The 17,620-nt window shown below is 64.1% G+C and carries 19 protein-coding genes; 16 read left to right on the top strand and 3 right to left on the bottom strand.

What is annotated here, in order from left to right:
- Positions 1–200: 200 nt before the first annotated feature.
- The gene (locus CAG46_RS04850) at positions 201–731 is read left to right on the top strand and encodes an RNA polymerase factor sigma-70 (RefSeq protein WP_015271130.1); all 531 of its coding nucleotides are present in this window, start codon (positions 201–203) and stop codon (positions 729–731) included.
- 134 nt (positions 732–865) lie between these two features.
- On the opposite strand, the gene CAG46_RS04845 is transcribed toward CAG46_RS04850, so the two are convergent.
- Positions 866–1,879 (bottom strand): GNAT family N-acetyltransferase, encoded by a 1,014-nt coding sequence (locus CAG46_RS04845; RefSeq protein ID WP_085614475.1) that lies wholly within the window; start codon positions 1,877–1,879, stop codon positions 866–868.
- Positions 1,880–1,942: 63 nt separating this feature from the next.
- Positions 1,943–2,743 (bottom strand): ABC transporter substrate-binding protein, encoded by an 801-nt coding sequence (locus CAG46_RS04840; protein ID WP_085614476.1) that lies wholly within the window; start codon positions 2,741–2,743, stop codon positions 1,943–1,945.
- A gap of 172 nt (positions 2,744–2,915) precedes the next feature.
- On the opposite strand from CAG46_RS04840, the gene CAG46_RS04835 reads away from it, so the two are divergent.
- Both CAG46_RS04835 and CAG46_RS04830 read left to right on the top strand, forming a co-directional pair.
- On the top strand, positions 2,916–3,467 hold the full coding sequence (locus CAG46_RS04835; protein WP_075045871.1) for an exonuclease domain-containing protein: 552 nt from the start codon (positions 2,916–2,918) through the stop codon (positions 3,465–3,467).
- Positions 3,468–3,542: 75 nt separating this feature from the next.
- On the top strand, positions 3,543–3,827 hold the full coding sequence (locus CAG46_RS04830; RefSeq protein WP_012315400.1) for a pyrimidine/purine nucleoside phosphorylase: 285 nt from the start codon (positions 3,543–3,545) through the stop codon (positions 3,825–3,827).
- A 310-nt stretch (positions 3,828–4,137) separates the two neighbouring features.
- Here the strand turns inward: CAG46_RS04830 and CAG46_RS04825 are convergent, their stop codons facing one another.
- Positions 4,138–4,830, bottom strand: coding sequence for an alpha/beta family hydrolase (locus CAG46_RS04825; RefSeq protein ID WP_085614477.1), 693 nt, complete (start codon positions 4,828–4,830; stop codon positions 4,138–4,140).
- A gap of 50 nt (positions 4,831–4,880) precedes the next feature.
- On the opposite strand from CAG46_RS04825, the gene ccoN (CAG46_RS04820) reads away from it, so the two are divergent.
- The 13 genes from ccoN (CAG46_RS04820) to CAG46_RS04755 all read left to right on the top strand — a co-directional run bounded on the left by ccoN (CAG46_RS04820) (position 4,881) and on the right by CAG46_RS04755 (position 17,502).
- Positions 4,881–6,305, top strand: a complete 1,425-nt coding sequence (ccoN, locus tag CAG46_RS04820; protein WP_013973491.1) for a cytochrome-c oxidase, cbb3-type subunit I — start codon at positions 4,881–4,883, stop codon at positions 6,303–6,305.
- A 13-nt stretch (positions 6,306–6,318) separates the two neighbouring features.
- Entirely contained in the window at positions 6,319–6,927 is a 609-nt protein-coding gene (gene ccoO, locus CAG46_RS04815; protein ID WP_013973492.1) for a cytochrome-c oxidase, cbb3-type subunit II, read from the top strand.
- A gap of 5 nt (positions 6,928–6,932) precedes the next feature.
- Positions 6,933–7,127, top strand: coding sequence for a cbb3-type cytochrome c oxidase subunit 3 (locus tag CAG46_RS04810; RefSeq protein WP_025340008.1), 195 nt, complete (start codon positions 6,933–6,935; stop codon positions 7,125–7,127).
- Complete coding sequence (gene ccoP, locus CAG46_RS04805; RefSeq protein ID WP_075045873.1) at positions 7,124–8,065, top strand: cytochrome-c oxidase, cbb3-type subunit III; 942 nt, start codon at positions 7,124–7,126, stop codon at positions 8,063–8,065. The genes CAG46_RS04810 and ccoP (CAG46_RS04805) overlap by 4 nt, the downstream gene beginning before the upstream one ends.
- Before the next feature lie 443 nt (positions 8,066–8,508).
- Positions 8,509–9,951, top strand: coding sequence for a cytochrome-c oxidase, cbb3-type subunit I (ccoN, locus tag CAG46_RS04800; RefSeq protein WP_015271137.1), 1,443 nt, complete (start codon positions 8,509–8,511; stop codon positions 9,949–9,951).
- Complete coding sequence (ccoO, locus tag CAG46_RS04795) at positions 9,951–10,559, top strand: cytochrome-c oxidase, cbb3-type subunit II (protein WP_013973496.1); 609 nt, start codon at positions 9,951–9,953, stop codon at positions 10,557–10,559. The genes ccoN (CAG46_RS04800) and ccoO (CAG46_RS04795) overlap by 1 nt, the downstream gene beginning before the upstream one ends.
- 5 nt (positions 10,560–10,564) lie before the next feature.
- Positions 10,565–10,756 carry a CcoQ/FixQ family Cbb3-type cytochrome c oxidase assembly chaperone gene (locus tag CAG46_RS04790; protein WP_003259925.1) on the top strand — a complete coding sequence of 64 codons (192 nt, stop codon included), beginning with the start codon at positions 10,565–10,567 and terminating at the stop codon, positions 10,754–10,756.
- Positions 10,753–11,730, top strand: a complete 978-nt coding sequence (gene ccoP / locus CAG46_RS04785) for a cytochrome-c oxidase, cbb3-type subunit III (RefSeq protein ID WP_025340010.1) — start codon at positions 10,753–10,755, stop codon at positions 11,728–11,730. The genes CAG46_RS04790 and ccoP (CAG46_RS04785) overlap by 4 nt, the downstream gene beginning before the upstream one ends.
- Positions 11,731–12,052: 322 nt before the next feature.
- Positions 12,053–13,468 (top strand): cytochrome c oxidase accessory protein CcoG, encoded by a 1,416-nt coding sequence (ccoG, locus tag CAG46_RS04775; RefSeq protein ID WP_085614478.1) that lies wholly within the window; start codon positions 12,053–12,055, stop codon positions 13,466–13,468.
- Between the two features lie 15 nt (positions 13,469–13,483).
- A complete protein-coding gene (locus tag CAG46_RS04770) occupies positions 13,484–14,008 on the top strand; it encodes a FixH family protein (protein WP_075045875.1) in 525 nt (174 codons plus the stop codon).
- 149 nt (positions 14,009–14,157) lie between these two features.
- On the top strand, positions 14,158–16,632 hold the full coding sequence (locus CAG46_RS04765; RefSeq protein WP_085614479.1) for a heavy metal translocating P-type ATPase: 2,475 nt from the start codon (positions 14,158–14,160) through the stop codon (positions 16,630–16,632).
- Entirely contained in the window at positions 16,611–16,826 is a 216-nt protein-coding gene (ccoS, locus tag CAG46_RS04760) for a cbb3-type cytochrome oxidase assembly protein CcoS (protein WP_013973501.1), read from the top strand. The genes CAG46_RS04765 and ccoS overlap by 22 nt, the downstream gene beginning before the upstream one ends.
- Complete coding sequence (locus tag CAG46_RS04755; protein WP_046615052.1) at positions 16,819–17,502, top strand: sulfite exporter TauE/SafE family protein; 684 nt, start codon at positions 16,819–16,821, stop codon at positions 17,500–17,502. The genes ccoS and CAG46_RS04755 overlap by 8 nt, the downstream gene beginning before the upstream one ends.
- The last annotated feature ends 118 nt before the right edge of the window (positions 17,503–17,620 follow it).

Here is a 17,620-nt window from a genome sequence, read left to right as displayed (position 1 = left end):
GCGTGTCATAGCACCGGCAAGGGCACCACGCAGGCCCTTTCGCGGGCAAGCCCGGTGCCGCAGGCTTAGAACCGAAATGCACGGTTACCAATTACATTTCGCATTTGACAATCATTATCATTCTGAATAGCTTGTCGCCCGTCGTAGGAAGCTTCCCAAATTTGGGTGCGTCCTTTCCCCTCTGTGACAAGGTGATTTCCATGGCGGAACAACTATCCACAAGTAAGTGCGATTCACCATTACTGCAGGCCTTCGTCGACAACCGCAGCATCCTGGTCAAGATCGCTGCCCGCATCACCGGCTGCCGGTCGCGCGCCGAAGATGTGGTGCAGGACGCCTTTTTCCGGCTCAGCGCCGCCCCGCAGATCACATCGTCGTTCAAGGCGCAGCTGAGCTACCTGTTCCAGATCGTGCGCAACCTGGCTATCGACCACTATCGCAAGCAGGCGATGGAGTTGAAGTACTCCGGCAGCGAGGAGGAAGGCCTGAACGTAGTCGTGCAAAACGCCTCCCCCGAAGCCACCCACATCAACCTTGCCGCGCTGGATGACATTGCCGAGGCGCTGAACGAACTGCCCCAGCGCACCCGCTATGCCTTTGAGATGTACCGCCTGCATGGCGTGCCGCAGAAGGACATTGCCAAGGAGCTGGGAGTGTCGCCGACACTGGTCAACTTCATGATCCGCGATGCGCTGGTGCATTGCCGCAAGACGGCCAGTCGGCAGGCCTGAACCTTCAAGGTTGCTGAGAGCACGTGTGGGAGCGGGTTTACCCGCGAACACCGGCATAGCCGGTGCCATGCACCATGTCGCATTCTTCGCGGGTAAACCCGCTCCCACAGGGCCGCACAGCGGCCCCCTGGCACTCAAGCCAATTTACACTTATCGAAAAACCGCTCCCGCCCCAGAATCATCAACGCCGCGCGCTTGTGCGGGAAGTCGAACTCCTTGTCGCAATGGAAGCACTGGTCGTGCATGTAGCCGATCATCTTGCCGTTGTCGGCACGCGGCTCGGCCACCACCCGCTGGGTGCGCGGGTCATCCAGGAACAGGTAGTGCACCAGCGCCGATAGCCAGCTGGCCACCTTGTGCGGCCCGCGGTGGCTCTCCTCCCCCACCAGCATGTGGATGCCACGGTCGTAGTCATCGGCCGGGTAGAACGGCGCAATGCGGTCTTCCTTGGCCCAATACGCCTCGAAGTAGGCAAACGGCTGGTCATCGAAACAGCCGATCAGCGTCAGGGCATGCGGGTCGGCCTCGAGCTTGCCCAGGTACTCGCGGTGCTGCTCAAGGGTGCCAGCCTCCTGCCAGAACGCCTCCACCCGCGGGTTGTTCTGCCAGCGGTTGAAGCGCTCCAGGTCATGTTCGATTTCCAAGGTACGCAGCGACACCCAGCTGCCCAGGCGCGTATCGAAGCGCCGGTACACCTCGCCACGAGGCTTGGGCGCGCGGCGTGGGTGGCGCTTGCCGTTGCTGATCTGCATTTGCTGCGGGTATGCCACGCTGGCCGACTCGCCCAGCCACGGCTGTGGCAGCTGCCAGAACAGCGCTCGCTCGCACAGGTATTGGCCAGGCTGCTCGCCGGCCAGCAGCAGGCCACTGGTCAATGCCTGGGGCAACGCCTCGGGCAGGTACCAGGCCAGGCGCTGGCAGGCGGTGTCGCGGGCCAGCAGCCAATAACAGGCGGCCCACAAGGCCTGATAGGGGCGCTCGGGGCACAGCCGCTCCAGGTGAACATGCAGGGTAGCGCCCACCTCCAGGCGCAACTGGATCAGCGGGCGGCCTTCGAGGGACAGGCTCAGCCAGCTGTCGCCCTCCTCGGCACTGAGGCTGCGCCAGCGTGGCGCTGACAGGGGCTGCGAAGCGGCATCGAACGGCATGGGCTTGACTCACGGCAATGAAGAAAAGGCTCACTGCTGAGAACGTTGCCGCACCACGGGAATTTAGTCGTGTGGGGCCGACACCGTGATGCGGTAGGGCTCGAAGATGCGCGCCAGCTCGCCACTGTCGCGCAGGGCCCGCAGCAGCGCCGCGAACGACTGCTCGCCGATCGGCGCCCCCGGGCGCAGCAAGGCGTAGTGGTGGTAGACCTGGTCAATGCGCTGCGAGGACACCAACTGGTCCCGGCTGGCCGGGTTGCGTTCCAGGAAATCGCTGAGATAGGAACGCGTGACCAGGGCGATGTCGGCGCGGTCGGCCTGCACCATCAGCAAGTTGCTGTCGTGGGAATAGGTCAGGGTCGCTTTGTAGGCGGTGCGCAGGTAGTCCGGGTCGGAGTTGAAGCCGGCGAACGCATAGTGGTAGCCGTTGATCAGCGCCAGGCGCTTGCCGTGCAGGTCGTCGAAGTAATGCGGGTCAAGGCCATTGGCCTTGCGGGCGACGAACACCTCGGCATCTTCCAGGCCCAGGTCCACGCTCTGGTGGGCAATCTGCTGCCAGCCCCACTCCGGGTTCTCGAAAATGGCCATGTCGGTGCGGCCTTGCTGGAGGTCACCAAAACGCCGCTGGATGGAGGTAGGCACCACGACGAAGTGGTAGCGCTGCTGCGTGCGGTTGAGCGCGTCGACCAGCTGCGGCAGCAGGCCGCTGTCGGCACCCTGCTCGGGGCGTACCGTGTACGGTGGGAAATGCGCCGCGCCAATCCTCACTTCGACGGCATCGGCAGCCCATGCCGGCGCCGCCAGCCAGAACACGGCCAGCAGCATCAGGGAAGACAGGGCCTTTAGGCCGGGCGCTGGAGTCAAGACGGATGCTCATCACGGTTCATGCCTGGGTCCACCTAAGCTAGGCGTTTTCCGGGCCGGACACAACTGCCGGATAGTGGCCCTTTGTGCCAAAGCCGCAGGCAAATTGCCAGGGGATGCCGGATGCCCTGAGTTTGGCTACGCTCTAGCAGGATCTGCAAGGGAGCCTGGTATGGGCCATTGGTTGGTGATCGACCTGGAAGCCACCACCGACGATGGTGGGTGGCCGGTCACAGAGATGGAAGTCATTGAAATCGGCGCAAGCCTGGTTACCCGCGAAGGCCGCGAGGTCGACCACTTCCAGCGCTTCGTGAAGCCCCGGCGGCGGCCGCAGCTGACCCCGTTCTGCCGTGAGCTGACCCACATCAGCCAGGCCAGCGTGGACAGTGCCGCACCGTTCCGCGAAGTATGGGCAAGCTTCGAGCGCTGGCTCGGGCACCACCGCGGGCAGCTTCAGGCCTGGGTCAGCTGGGGCGACTACGACCGCCAGCAGTTGCACCAGGAGTGGCAGCAGCATGGGCTGGACAGCCTGCTGCGGACCCTGCCGCACATCAACCTCAAGCAACGCTTCGCCAAGGCCCGCCACCTGCAGCGCCCCGCGGGGCTGAATGGTGCACTGCAGCTGGCCGGCATGCACTTTTGCGGGCAGCAGCACCGGGCCCTGGAAGATGCGCGCAATACCGCGCGGCTGCTGCCGTTGAGCCTGCCGGTGGACGCTACCTGAAAGCAGATGACGGGGCCCGTGGGCTTGGGCATACTGGCCAGCCCTTTTTCATCCCCCCCTTTCAGGAGTCGCCCCATGTTCAAGGTCAACGAATACTTCGATGGTACTGTCAAGTCGATCGCCTTCGAAGGCACTGAAGGCCCGGCCACCGTCGGCGTCATGGCCCCGGGCGAGTACGAGTTCGGCACTGCCAAGCGCGAAATCATGCACGTGGTTTCCGGCGCCCTGACCGTGAAGCTGCCGGGTAGCGACAACTGGGAAACCTTCAACGCCGGTGACAAGTTCAATGTGGCCGCCGACAGCAAGTTCCAGCTGAAGGTGGCGGTGGATACTGCCTACCTGTGCGAGTACCGTGACTAAGCGGTAGCCTGTACCGGCCTCTTCGCGGGTAAACCCGCTCCCACAGGTACTGCACAAGTTTCAGACCTGTAGTGAACCTGTGGGAGCGGGTTCACCCGCGAAGAATCCAGCACTATTGCGACAGGAATGCCGCAACCTCCCACAGGTACTGCACAAGTTTCAGACCTGTAGTGAACCTGTGGGAGCGGGTTCACCCGCGAAAAATCCAGCACTATTGCGACAGGAATGCCGCAACCTCCCACAGGTGCTGCGCAAGTTTCAGACCTGTAGTGAACCTGTGGGAGCGGGTTCACCCGCGAAGAATCCAGCACTATTGCGACAGGAATGCCGCAACCTTCTCAGCCGCCGCCTGCAAGTGCTGCTCATGGCTGAACCCCGATGCCTTCAGCGGCTTCAGGTCATGGTCCCCCGCCACCAGCCAGCTCACCTCGATCGCCGGCGATAACGCATACCCTGCCACCGCCTCGCGGTTACCCAGCGCATCCCGCTCGCCCTGCACGATCAACGTCGGCGTCTTCAATTCGGCCAGGTGCTCGACCCGTGGCTTCTCCGGCTTGCCCACCGCATAGAACGGATAGCCCAGGCACACCAGTGCATCCGCTTCCAGTTCATCGGCCAGCAGGCTGGCCATGCGCCCGCCCATGGACTTGCCACCCACCGCCAGCTTGCCCGCGACCAAAGGTCGCACCTGCCGGTAAACCTCGCGCCAGCATTCCAGCAACACCTTCTGCGGGTTCGGCGGCCGCTTGCCGCCGGCAACCCTGCGCTCGGCCATGTACGGGAACTCGAAGCGCACTACCGCTACCCCAAGCGCCGCAAGCCTTTGCGCCATTTCGTCCATGAACCCGCTGTCCATCGGCGCACCTGCGCCATGGGCCAGGATCAGGCAGCCCTTGTAGCCGCCCTTGCCCCGAACGTGCGGGGGATCGCAGCGCAAGCCTGGGACATTTCCGACCTTCGCCCATTGATCCCCGTCAATACCGGCACTTTGCCCATTAATCATGCTTGCCTCGCTGTAAAGCCTGCCAAATAACCGTGGATGGGAACCCATACATGAACACAACCAGCAGTACCGCCTATAACTACAAGGTGGTCCGCCAATTCGCCATCATGACGGTGGTGTGGGGAATCGTCGGGATGGGGCTCGGCGTCTTCATCGCCGCCCAGCTCGCCTGGCCTTCCCTCAACTTCGACCTCCCCTGGACCAGCTTCGGCCGCCTGCGCCCCCTGCATACCAATGCGGTGATCTTCGCCTTCGGCGGCTGTGCGCTGTTCGCCACCTCCTATTATTCGGTGCAACGCACCTGCCAGACCACCCTGTTCGCACCGGGCCTGGCCGCGTTCACCTTCTGGGGCTGGCAACTGGTGATCCTGCTGGCGGCCATCAGCCTGCCGCTGGGCTACACCAGCTCCAAGGAATACGCCGAACTGGAATGGCCGATCGACATCCTGATCACCATCGTCTGGGTGAGCTACGCCATCGTGTTCTTCGGCACGCTGATGAAGCGCAACACCAAGCACATCTACGTCGGTAACTGGTTCTTCGGCGGCTTCATCCTCACCGTGGCGATGCTGCACGTCGTCAACAACCTGGAACTGCCGGTCAGCCTGACCAAGTCCTACTCGGTCTATGCCGGCGCCACCGATGCCATGGTGCAGTGGTGGTACGGCCACAACGCCGTGGGCTTCTTCCTGACCGCGGGCTTCCTGGGGATGATGTACTACTACGTGCCCAAGCAGGCCGAACGCCCGGTGTATTCCTATCGCCTGTCGATCGTGCACTTCTGGGCGCTGATCACCCTGTACATCTGGGCCGGCCCGCACCACCTGCACTACACCGCCCTGCCGGACTGGGCACAGTCGCTGGGCATGGTGATGTCGCTGATCCTGCTGGCACCAAGCTGGGGCGGCATGATCAACGGCATGATGACCCTGTCCGGCGCCTGGCACAAACTGCGCAGCGACCCGATCCTGCGCTTCCTGGTGGTGTCGCTGGCGTTCTACGGCATGTCCACCTTCGAAGGCCCGATGATGGCCATCAAGACGGTCAACGCCCTGTCCCACTACACCGACTGGACCATCGGCCACGTGCACGCCGGCGCCCTCGGCTGGGTGGCGATGATCTCGATCGGCGCGCTGTACCACACCATCCCGAAAGTGTTCGGCAAGGAGCGCATGTACAGCATCGGCCTGATCAACGCGCACTTCTGGCTGGCCACCATCGGCACTGTGCTGTACATCGCCTCGATGTGGGTCAACGGCATCGCCCAGGGCCTGATGTGGCGCGCGGTCAACAGCGACGGCACGCTCACCTACTCGTTCGTGGAAACCCTGGTGGCCAGCCACCCAGGCTTCATCGTGCGCTTCGTCGGCGGTGCGATCTTCCTCAGCGGCATGTTCCTGATGGCCTGGAACACCTGGCGCACCGTGCGTTCGCCGGCGCTCGATGTCGCCCCTGCGAACGCCCAGCTGGCTTGAGGAGACCTGCCTGATGAAACATGAAGTCATCGAGAAAAACGTCGGCCTGCTGGCCCTGCTGATGGTGTTTGCCGTCAGCATCGGCGGCCTGACCCAGATCGTCCCGTTGTTCTTCCAGGACGTCACCAACAAGCCAGTGGAAGGCATGAAGCCCTACACCGCGCTGCAACTGGAAGGCCGCGATATCTACATCCGCGAAGGCTGCGTGGGCTGCCACTCGCAGATGATCCGCCCGTTCCGCGCCGAAACCGAGCGCTATGGCCACTATTCGGTGGCTGGTGAAAGCGTGTGGGACCACCCGTTCCTGTGGGGCTCCAAGCGCACCGGGCCAGACCTGGCCCGGGTCGGTGGCCGCTACTCGGACGACTGGCACCGTGCGCACCTGTACAACCCGCGCAACGTGGTACCGGAGTCGAAGATGCCGTCGTACCCATGGCTGGTCGCCCAGCAGGTCGACAACAGCCATACCGACACCAAGATGCGCACCCTGCGCACCTTGGGCGTGCCGTACACCGACGATGACATCGCCGGGGCCCGCGACGCGGTCAAGGGCAAGACCGAGATGGACGCCCTGGTCGCCTACCTGCAGGTGCTCGGCACCGCGATCAAGAACAAGAGGTGAATGCGATGGGAATGGACATCGGCATGATCCGCGGCCTGGGCACCCTGGTGGTGATGATCGCTTTCATCGGCCTCACCCTGTGGGTATTCAACCGCCGCCGCGACCGTGATTTCGCCGAAGCGCGCCTGCTGCCCTTCGTCGACGACCGCCTGCCCTCTGCCGGACAGGCACCTGCTGCAAAAAGGAGTAACGGGCAATGACCACCTTCTGGAGTACGTACATCTGCGTACTGACCATCGGTAGCCTGATTGGCCTGACCTGGCTGCTGCTCGCCACCCGCAAGGGCCAGAGCAACAACACCACCGACCAGACCATGGGCCACAGCTTCGACGGCATCGAGGAATACGACAACCCGCTGCCCAAGTGGTGGTTCTGGCTGTTCGTCGGCACCCTGGTGTTCTCGGTCGGCTACCTGATCCTCTACCCGGGCCTGGGCAACTGGAAGGGCATCCTGCCGGGCTATGAAAATGGCTGGACCGGCGCCAACGAATGGCAGAAGGAAATGGACAAGGCCGACGCAAAATTCGGCCCGATCTTCGCCAAGTATGCTGCCATGCCCGTGGAAGAAGTGGCCAAGGACCCGCAGGCGCTGAAAATGGGCAGCCGCCTGTTCGCCTCGAACTGCTCGGTTTGCCATGGCTCGGACGCCAAGGGTGCCTATGGCTTCCCCAACCTCACCGACAAGGACTGGCGCTGGGGCGGCGAGGCGGAAACCATCAAAGCATCGATCATGAACGGTCGCCACGGCGTGATGCCGGCCTGGGCCGAAGTGATCGGCGAGCAGGGCGTGGCGGATGTGGCCGCGTTCGTGCTCACCAACCTCGATGGCCGCAGCCTGCCGGAAGGGGTCAAGGCCGACGCCGCGAAGGGCAAGGAAATCTTCGCCGGCAACTGCGTGGCCTGCCACGGGCCTGAAGGCAAGGGCACCCCGGCCATGGGCGCGCCAGACCTGACCCACCCGCAGGCATTCATCTACGGTTCGAGCTTTGCCCAGCTGCAGCAGACCATTCGCTATGGTCGCCAGGGTCAGATGCCGGCGCAGGCGGAGATCCAGGGCAACGACAAGGTGCACCTGCTGGCGGCGTATGTGTATAGCCTGTCGCAGGATCAAGCTTCGCCAGACCTGACTGCCAAGTAACACCCATTCGCGGGCTCGCCCGCTCCCACAGGTTAACCACAGATTTCAAGCATTGTGGTGAACCTGTGGGAGCGGGCAAGCCCGCGAAGGGCTGCAAAGCAGCCCCCCTCCCCGCTCTACCCCTCCTTGCACCCCCTCCGAACACAACTAAGCTTGTTGCCTCAGTGGGCCTCGCTCCGAAAGGACCGAAGCAGACGCGGCGCGTAGCCTGTCGCCGTCCCGATAAAAAGCTTGACCGATCGATCAGAAAAGGCGAAAAACGGTACACATTACAAATATTTATTTGTGTACAATCGTCCAGACCCGATCGCTGCGGGACATCAGTGAACGGGCTCGGGCACGGGTCGGCGTACCAAAGTTGCGTTGCGGTAACCCCGGTGGTTATCAATACTGGCGCCGATTTTTTCGACCAACAAGAACATCAAAACCGTGGAACCTTAGCAATGAGCACAGCAATCAGTCCGACTGCTTATAACTATAAGGTCGTCCGCCAGTTCGCCATCATGACGGTGGTCTGGGGGATCCTTGGCATGGGCCTCGGCGTCTTCATCGCCTCGCAGCTGGTATGGCCGCAACTGAACCTGGACCTGCCCTGGACCAGCTTCGGCCGCCTGCGCCCGCTGCACACCAACCTGGTGATCTTCGCCTTCGGGGGCTGTGCGCTGTTCGGCACCAGCTACTACGTGGTGCAGCGCACCTGCCAGACCCGGCTGATCTCCGACAGCATGGCCGCCTTCACCTTCTGGGGTTGGCAGGCGGTGATCGTCGGGGCGCTGATCACCCTGCCGATGGGCTACACCACCACCAAGGAATACGCCGAGCTCGAGTGGCCGCTGGCGATCCTGCTGGCCATTGTGTGGGTCACCTACGGGCTGGTGTTCTTCGGCACCATCGTCAAGCGCAAGACCAAGCACATCTATGTCGGCAACTGGTTCTACGGCGCCTTCATCGTGGTTACCGCGATGCTGCACATCGTCAACCACATCTCGCTGCCGGTAAGCCTGTTCAAGTCGTACTCGGCCTACTCCGGCGCCACCGACGCGATGATCCAGTGGTGGTACGGCCACAACGCCGTGGGCTTCTTCCTCACCACCGGCTTCCTGGGGATGATGTACTACTTCGTACCCAAGCAGGCCGAACGCCCGATCTACTCGTATCGCCTGTCGATCGTGCACTTCTGGGCACTGATCACCCTGTACATCTGGGCCGGCCCGCACCACCTGCACTACACCGCCCTGCCTGACTGGGCACAGTCGCTGGGCATGGTCATGTCGATCATCCTGCTGGCGCCAAGCTGGGGCGGCATGATCAACGGCATGATGACCCTGTCCGGTGCCTGGCACAAACTGCGCACCGACCCGATCCTGCGCTTCCTGGTGGTGTCGCTGGCGTTCTACGGCATGTCCACCTTCGAAGGCCCGATGATGGCCATCAAGACCGTGAACTCGCTGTCGCACTACACCGACTGGACCATCGGCCACGTGCACGCCGGCGCCCTCGGCTGGGTGGCGATGATCTCGATCGGCGCCGTTTACCACATGATCCCGCGCCTGTATGGCCGCGAGCAGATGCACAGCGTCGGCCTGATCAACGCGCACTTCTGGCTGGCTACCATCGGTACCGTGCTGTACATCGCCTCGATGTGGGTAAACGGCATCACCCAGGGCCTGATGTGGCGCGCCATCAACGATGACGGCACCCTCACCTACTCCTTCGTCGAAGCCCTGCAGGCCAGCCACCCTGGCTATATCGTCCGCGCCCTGGGCGGTGCGTTCTTCGCCACCGGCATGCTGCTGATGGCCTACAACGTGTTCCGTACCGTACGTGCCGCCAACCCGGCACAGGCTGAGGAAGCCGCCAAGATCGTCGTCGTGGGAGCGCACTGATGAAGCATGAAGCCGTCGAGAAGAACATAGGCCTGCTGGCCTTCTTCATGGTCATCGCCGTGAGCGTCGGTGGCCTGACCCAGATCGTCCCGCTGTTTTTCCAGGACGTCACCAACAAACCCGTGGAAGGCATGAAGCCGCGCACCGCGCTGGAACTTGAAGGCCGCGATATCTACATCCGCGAAGGCTGCGTGGGCTGCCACTCGCAGATGATCCGCCCGTTCCGTGCCGAAACCGAGCGCTATGGCCATTACTCGGTGGCCGGCGAGAGCGTGTGGGACCACCCGTTCCTGTGGGGCTCCAAGCGTACCGGGCCGGACCTGGCGCGGGTCGGTGGCCGCTACTCCGATGACTGGCACCGTGCGCACCTGTACAACCCGCGCAACGTGGTACCGGAATCGAAGATGCCGTCGTACCCGTGGCTGGTCGAGCACAAGCTCGACGGCAAGGACACCGCGAAGAAGATGGAAGTGCTGCGCACCCTCGGCGTGCCGTACACCGACGCCGACATCGCCGGGGCCCGCGACGCGGTCAAGGGCAAGACCGAAATGGACGCCATCGTCGCGTACCTGCAGGGTCTTGGCACCATCATCAAGAGCAAACGGTGACGCTGATGGATATCGGGATGATTCGCGGCCTGGGCACCGTCGTGGTGATGGTGGCCTTCGTGGGCCTGGCGCTGTGGGTGTTCAACCCACGGCGCAAGAAGGACTTCGACGAAGCGACCCAACTGCCCTTCGCGGATGACCCCGAAGCCAGCCGGCACGTCGAGCAAGCAAAAGCTTCTGGGAGCAAAAAACAATGACAACCTTCTGGAGTCTGTACGTTACCGTCCTGACCCTGGGCACCATCTTCTCGTTGACCTGGCTGCTGCTGTCGACCCGCAAGGGCCAGCGCGAAGAGGTCACCGACGAAACCGTCGGGCATGCCTTCGATGGCATCGAGGAGTACGACAACCCGCTGCCGAAATGGTGGTTCTGGCTGTTCGTCGGCACCATCGTCTTCGCCCTCGGCTACCTGGTGCTGTACCCGGGCCTGGGCAACTGGAAAGGCGTCCTGCCGGGCTACTCGTACCTGGATAACGACAAGCAGACCGAGTTTTCCAACGGCCAGCCGGGCTGGACCGGTGTGCACGAGTGGGAAAAGGAAATGGCCAAGGCCGACGCCCGCTTCGGGCCGATCTTCGCCAAGTTCGCCGCCATGCCCATCACCGAGGTGGCCAAGGACCCGCAGGCCCTGAAGATGGGCGCTCGGCTGTTCGCTTCCAACTGCTCGGTGTGCCACGGCTCCGACGCCAAGGGTGCCTTCGGCTTCCCTAACCTCACCGACAACGACTGGCGCTGGGGCGGCGAGCCAGACACCATCAAGACCACCATCATGGGCGGTCGCCACGGCGTGATGCCGGCCTGGGCCGAAGTGATCGGTGACCAGGGCGTGGCCGATGTGGCCGCGTTCGTGGTCAGCAAGCTCGATGGCCGCACCCTGCCAGAGGGCGTGAAGGCCGATGCCGAGAACGGGCAGAAGATCTTCGCCGCCAACTGCGTGGCCTGCCACGGGCCGGAGGGCAAGGGTACGCCAGCCATGGGCGCGCCGAACCTGACCCACCCGCAGGCGTTCATCTACGGTTCGAGCTTTGCCCAGTTGCAACAGACCATCCGCTACGGTCGCCAGGGGCAGATGCCCGCCCAGGAGCAGATGCAAGGGAATGACAAGGTGCACTTGCTGGCGGCTTATGTGTACAGCCTGTCGCAGCAGGCCGAACCGGCCAAGGCCGAGTAAGGCAGGCCCGGCCTCTTCGCGGGTAAACCCGCTCCCACAGGTACTGCGCTCGCGTCAGGATCTGTGCGATCCCTGTGGGAGCGGGTTCACCCGCGAAGAGGCCGGTACTGAAAACACATTTGTTGCAGGCCCCATGACCTGGATCAATTGACACCCGCCATAACACGATTCATGCCACGAACCCAACGCGACTAAAGGTCGCAGTGCAGCCCCATACTGCCATCAGCGGCGTATCATGGGCCGCAGAGCGCTAGCAGATTGCGCGAGACTGCGGCCGGCATGCACTGGCTGCGGCACTTCTCCACTGCCGTGGGACTTGATGATGAGCAAGCAAATTCCGGTACATGACGTCACCCCGCCTGCCAACAAAGGGAAGGATTCCGTCGACCTCTACGCCTCCCGGGAAAAGATCTACACCCGTGCCTTCACCGGCCTGTTCCGACGCCTGCGCATGGTCGGCGGGGCTGTGCTGTTCCTGCTGTACTTCGGCACCGTGTGGCTGAACTGGGGCGGCCACCAAGCCGTGTGGTGGAACCTGCCCGAGCGCAAGTTCTACATCTTCGGCGCCACCATCTGGCCGCAAGACTTCATCCTGCTTTCGGGCATCCTCATCGTGGCCGCCTTCGGCCTGTTCTTCATCACCGTGTTCGCCGGCCGGGTGTGGTGCGGCTACACCTGCCCGCAAAGCGTGTGGACCTGGATTTTCATGTGGTGCGAAAAGGTCACCGAGGGCGACCGCAACCAGCGCATGAAGCTCGACAAAGCCCCCATGAGCGGCAAAAAGTTCCTGCGCAAGTTCGCCAAGCACAGCCTGTGGCTGCTGATCGGTTTCGTCACCGGCATGACCTTCGTCGGCTATTTCTCGCCGATCCGTGAACTGGCCACCGAATTCTTTACCGGCCAGGCCGACGGCTGGGCCTACTTCTGGGTCGGCTTCTTCACCCTCGCCACCTACGGCAACGCCGGCTGGCTGCGCGAGCAGGTGTGCGTGTACATGTGCCCCTACGCGCGCTTCCAGAGCGTGATGTTCGACAAGGACACACTGATCGTTTCCTACGACCCGCGCCGTGGCGAAACCCGCGGCCCGCGCAAAAAAGACCTGGACTACAAGGCCGCAGGCCTGGGCGACTGCATCGACTGCACCATGTGCGTGCAGGTCTGCCCCACCGGCATCGACATCCGTGACGGCTTGCAGATCGAGTGCATCGGCTGCGCCGCGTGCATCGACGCCTGCGACAACATCATGGACAAGATGAACTACCCCAAAGGGCTGATCAGCTACACCACCGAGCACAACCTGTCCGGGCAGAAGACCCACATGCTGCGCCCGCGCCTGATCGGCTATGCCGTGGTCCTGCTGGTGATGATGGTCGGCCTGGCCACCGCCTTCGCCACCCGTTCGCTGGTCGGTTTCGACGTGAGCAAGGACCGCGTGCTGTACCGCGAGAACGCCCAGGGCCGGATCGAGAACGTGTACAGCCTGAAAGTGATGAACAAGGACCAGCGTGACCACGTCTACGTGCTGGACGCCACCGGCCTGCCGGACCTGAAGCTTGAAGGCCAGCGCGAGATCCGCGTGGACGCTGGTGATATCGTCAGCCTGCCGGTGCAGCTGTCGATCGCGCCCGAGAAACTGCCATCGACCACCAACGAAATCACCTTCATCCTCAAGAGCGCCGATGACAGCGACGCCCAGGTTGAAGCCAAGAGCCGCTTCATCGGCCCACAGATCCGCTGAGAGAGATAACCCACAATGCCTGCCACCGCCGCCAGCCCCTGGTACAAGCACCTCTGGCCCTGGATCATCATCGGCATCCTCGCCACCTCGGTGTGCCTGAGCCTGACCATGGTCAGCATCGCCGTGCACAACCCGGACAACCTGGTGAACGACAACTACTACGAGGCTGGCAAGGGCATCAACCGCTCGCTGGACCGAGAACTGCTGGCGCAGACGCTGGGCCTGAAGGCCGGCGTGCACCTGGACGAGCTGACCGGCGAAGTGGATGTGCGCCTGGCCGGCAACAGCGACCCACAGAGCCTGGAGCTGAACCTGATTTCGCCAACCCAGCCGGAGAAAGACCGCAAGGTACTGCTGAGCCGGGTCGAGGCTGGGCGCTATGTGGGGCAGCTGGAGGACAAGGTTGACGGGCGGCGCTTCGTTGAGCTACTGGGTAGCGAAGGTGGCCAGGTTTGGCGCTTGTTCGAGGAAGAAAAAGTGGAGCATGGTGTGACCTTGCAGCTGGGTGATGAAGCGCTGCAAGGGGCCGAGCACCAATAAACGCACCTCCGCCGTTCCTTGTGGGAGCGGGTTTACCCGCGAATGCGTCAGACCTGAAAACATCATCGCCTGATCTGACGCATTCGCGGGTGAACCCGCTCCCACAGGTGCCGTGCCCAACCAGCCGATTTGTGTAAGGCAATGATGTGATGACCCAGCCCACCCCCTGCTACCACTGCGCCCTGCCCGTCCCCGCCGGCAGCCGCTTCACCGCCGTGGTCCTCGGCCAGCCCCGGCAGTTCTGCTGCCCCGGCTGCCAGGCGGTGGCCGAGTCGATCGTCGCCGGTGGCCTGGAGCACTACTACCAGCACCGCAGCGACAACAGCGTCAACCCCGAGGCCCTGCCCAAGCAGCTACAGGACGAACTGGCCCTCTACGACCGCAGCGACGTTCAGCAAACCTTCGTTCGCCATGCTGGCGACCTGGCCGAAACCACCCTGCTGGTCGAAGGCATCAGCTGCGCCGCCTGCGGCTGGCTGATCGAAAAGCACCTGCGCAACCTGCCCGGCGTCGCCGAGGCGCGCCTGAACCTGTCCAACCACCGCCTGCTGCTGAACTGGCATGACCAGCAACTGCCGCTCTCGCGCCTGCTCGCCGAGCTGCGCCAGATCGGCTACGCCGCCCACCCCTATCAACCCGACCAGGCCGCCGAGCAACTGGCCCGCGAGAACCGCAGCGCCCTGCGCCGCCTGGGCGTGGCCGGGCTGCTGTGGTTCCAGGCGATGATGGCAACCATGGCCACCTGGCCGGAATTCAACATCGACCTGTCGCCCGAACTGCACACCATCCTGCGCTGGGTGGCGCTGTTCCTCACCATCCCCATCGTGTTCTACAGCTGCGCACCGTTCTTCAAGGGCGCGGCACGCGACCTGCGTACCCGCCACCTGACCATGGACGTTTCGGTGTCGCTGGCCATTGGCCTGGCCTTCGGCGCCGGCATCTGGACCGCCATCACCGGCAGCGGCGAGCTGTATTTCGACACCGTGGGCATGTTCGCGCTGTTCCTGCTCACCGGCCGCTACCTGGAGCGCCGCGCCCGCGAACGTACCGCCGCGGCCACTGCGCAGCTGGTCAACCTGCTGCCGGCCTCGTGCCTGCGCCTGGACGCCGTCGGCCGCAGCGAGCGCATCCTGCTCAGCGAACTGCAGCGCGGTGACACGGTGCAGGTGCTGCCAGGCGCAGTAATCCCCGCCGACGGGCGCATCGTCGAAGGCCGCTCCAGCGTCGATGAATCGTTGCTGACCGGTGAATACCTGCCGCAACCACGGCGGGTCGGCGAGCGGGTCACCGGCGGTACCCTGAACGTCGAAAGCACCCTGAACGTGGAAGTCGAAGCCCTAGGCCACGACTCGCGGTTGTCGGCCATCGTCCGCCTGCTGGAACGCGCCCAGACCGAAAAACCACGCCTGGCCGAAATCGCCGACCGGGCCTCGCAGTGGTTCCTGCTGTTCTCGCTGCCGGCCGCTGCGGCCATCGGCCTGTGGTGGTGGCACCTGGACCCGGCGCGGGCGTTCTGGATCGTGCTGGCCATGCTGGTAGCGACCTGCCCTTGCGCGCTGTCACTGGCCACGCCAACGGCGCTTACTGCGGCCACCGGCACCTTGCACAAGCTCGGCCTGCTGGTCACCCGTGGCCATGTGCTGGAAGGCCTGAACCAGATCGACACAGTGATTTTCGACAAGACCGGCACGCTGACCGAAGGCCGCCTGACCTTGCGCAGCATTCGCCCGCTCGGCAGCCTGCCCGCCGACCGCTGCCTGGCCCTGGCCGCAGCGCTGGAGAACCGCTCCGAACACCCCATCGCCCGTGCCTTTGGCCGCACCGCCACGCCTGCTGACGACGTGCAGACCGTGCCGGGTCTGGGCCTGGAAGGGCTGGTCGAAGGCCAGCGCCTGCGCATTGGCCAGGCCACCTTCGTCTGCGCCCTGAGCGGCGCGGAAATCCCCGGTGTGCCAGAGCCGCGCGGCCAGTGGCTGCTGCTGGGCGACCGCCAGGGCCCGCTGGCCTGGTTCGGCCTGGACGACCGCCTGCGCGACGATGCCCCTGCCCTGCTGGCGGCCTGCAAGGCACGTGGCTGGCGCACGCTGCTGCTGTCGGGCGACAGCTCGCCGATGGTTGCCGAAGTGGCCGCGCAGCTGGGCATCGACCAGGCCATCGGCGGCCTGCGCCCGGACGACAAACTGGACCGGCTGAAGGCACTGCAGGCGGCCGGGCGCAAGGTGCTGATGCTGGGTGACGGGGTCAACGACGTGCCGGTACTGGCCGCCGCCGACATCAGCATCGCCATGGGCAGCGCCACCGACCTGGCCAAGACCAGCGCCGACGCCGTGCTGCTGTCCAACCGCCTGCAGGCGCTGGTACAGGCCTTCGAGCTGGCCCGCCGCACCCGCCGCAACATCCTCGAGAACCTGCTGTGGGCGACCTTGTATAATGGCCTGATGTTGCCGTTCGCCGCGCTTGGCTGGATCACCCCGGTTTGGGCAGCCATCGGCATGTCGGTCAGTTCACTGATCGTGGTACTCAACGCCCTGCGCCTGACCCGCCTGCCCCTGGCATCGGGCCTGCCAGCGAACGAAGCGCCCCTGCCCGGGAGGAAGTCGTCATGCCCGCACTCTATGTCATGATCCCCGCAGCCCTGCTGCTGGTCGGCGTGGCCGTGTACATCTTCTTCTGGGCGGTGGACAGCGGCCAGTACGACGACCTGGAAAGCCCTGCCCACAGCATCCTGTTCGACGACCAGGACCCGCGCCATCAGGCGGCGGTGAAACCTGACGACAGCAAGGCCGACACCGACAAGGAAAACCCGCCCCGTGCCTGACCTGCTGCCCCTGCTGGGCTCGGCGTTGATCCTCGGCCTGCTCGGCGGCGGCCACTGCCTGGGCATGTGCGGCGGCCTGATGGGCGCGCTGACCCTTGCCATACCACCCGAACAACGTGGCCGGCGCTTGCGCCTGCTGCTGGCGTACAACCTTGGGCGCATTCTCAGTTATGCCTGTGCCGGCCTGCTGCTGGGCCTGGCCGGCTGGGCCGTGGCCAGCAGCCCGGCGGCGCTGGCACTGCGGGTGGTGGCGGCGCTGCTGTTGATCGCCATGGGGTTGTACCTGGCCGGCTGGTGGAGCGGGCTGACCCGCATCGAGGCGCTGGGCCGGGGGCTGTGGCGGCATATCCAGCCAGTGGCGTCGCGCTTGCTGCCGGTGTCCAGCGTGCCTCGGGCGTTGTTGCTGGGGGCCTTGTGGGGGTGGTTGCCGTGCGGGTTGGTGTACAGCACCTTGCTGTGGGCGGCCAGCCAAGGCAATGCCGGGTACAGCGCGGCGCTGATGCTGGCTTTCGGCGTGGGGACCTGGCCGGTATTGCTGGCTACCGGATTAGCCGCGGAGCGGGTAAACATTTTGTTGAAAAGACGCAGTGTGCGGGTGGCTGGCGGGGTGCTGGTGATGCTGTTTGGTATCTGGACCATGCCTGGACCGCACCAGCATTGGTTGATGGGGCATTGATGGGGGCCGCTTTGCGACCCTTCGCGGGCATGCCCGCTCCCACAGGATCATGTGTACCCCTGTGGGAGCGGGCAAGCCCGCGAAGGGCTGCAGAGCAGCCCCAATGCCCTTGATACAA

It is taken from the genome of Pseudomonas sp. B23(2017), assembly GCF_002113725.1.
GTDB classification, from domain to species: Bacteria; Pseudomonadota; Gammaproteobacteria; order Pseudomonadales; family Pseudomonadaceae; genus Aquipseudomonas; species Aquipseudomonas putida_Z.
Note: the sequence above shows the minus strand (reverse complement) of the source record. Positions and strands in the feature narration are given on the sequence as shown.

Excerpts from the sequence above, each read along its gene's own strand:
- CAG46_RS04850 (WP_015271130.1), top strand. The coding sequence starts at position 201 with ATGGCGGAACAACTATCCACAAGTAAGTGCGATTCACCATTACTGCAG.
- CAG46_RS04845 (WP_085614475.1), bottom strand. The coding sequence starts at position 1,879 with ATGCCGTTCGATGCCGCTTCGCAGCCCCTGTCAGCGCCACGCTGGCGC.
- CAG46_RS04835 (WP_075045871.1), top strand. The coding sequence starts at position 2,916 with ATGGGCCATTGGTTGGTGATCGACCTGGAAGCCACCACCGACGATGGT.
- CAG46_RS04830 (WP_012315400.1), top strand. The coding sequence starts at position 3,543 with ATGTTCAAGGTCAACGAATACTTCGATGGTACTGTCAAGTCGATCGCC.
- CAG46_RS04825 (WP_085614477.1), bottom strand. The coding sequence starts at position 4,830 with ATGATTAATGGGCAAAGTGCCGGTATTGACGGGGATCAATGGGCGAAG.
- ccoN (WP_013973491.1), top strand. The coding sequence starts at position 4,881 with ATGAACACAACCAGCAGTACCGCCTATAACTACAAGGTGGTCCGCCAA.
- ccoO (WP_013973492.1), top strand. The coding sequence starts at position 6,319 with ATGAAACATGAAGTCATCGAGAAAAACGTCGGCCTGCTGGCCCTGCTG.
- CAG46_RS04810 (WP_025340008.1), top strand. The coding sequence starts at position 6,933 with ATGGGAATGGACATCGGCATGATCCGCGGCCTGGGCACCCTGGTGGTG.
- ccoP (WP_075045873.1), top strand. The coding sequence starts at position 7,124 with ATGACCACCTTCTGGAGTACGTACATCTGCGTACTGACCATCGGTAGC.
- ccoN (WP_015271137.1), top strand. The coding sequence starts at position 8,509 with ATGAGCACAGCAATCAGTCCGACTGCTTATAACTATAAGGTCGTCCGC.
- ccoO (WP_013973496.1), top strand. The coding sequence starts at position 9,951 with ATGAAGCATGAAGCCGTCGAGAAGAACATAGGCCTGCTGGCCTTCTTC.
- CAG46_RS04790 (WP_003259925.1), top strand. The coding sequence starts at position 10,565 with ATGGATATCGGGATGATTCGCGGCCTGGGCACCGTCGTGGTGATGGTG.
- ccoP (WP_025340010.1), top strand. The coding sequence starts at position 10,753 with ATGACAACCTTCTGGAGTCTGTACGTTACCGTCCTGACCCTGGGCACC.
- ccoG (WP_085614478.1), top strand. The coding sequence starts at position 12,053 with ATGAGCAAGCAAATTCCGGTACATGACGTCACCCCGCCTGCCAACAAA.
- CAG46_RS04770 (WP_075045875.1), top strand. The coding sequence starts at position 13,484 with ATGCCTGCCACCGCCGCCAGCCCCTGGTACAAGCACCTCTGGCCCTGG.
- CAG46_RS04765 (WP_085614479.1), top strand. The coding sequence starts at position 14,158 with ATGACCCAGCCCACCCCCTGCTACCACTGCGCCCTGCCCGTCCCCGCC.
- ccoS (WP_013973501.1), top strand. The coding sequence starts at position 16,611 with ATGCCCGCACTCTATGTCATGATCCCCGCAGCCCTGCTGCTGGTCGGC.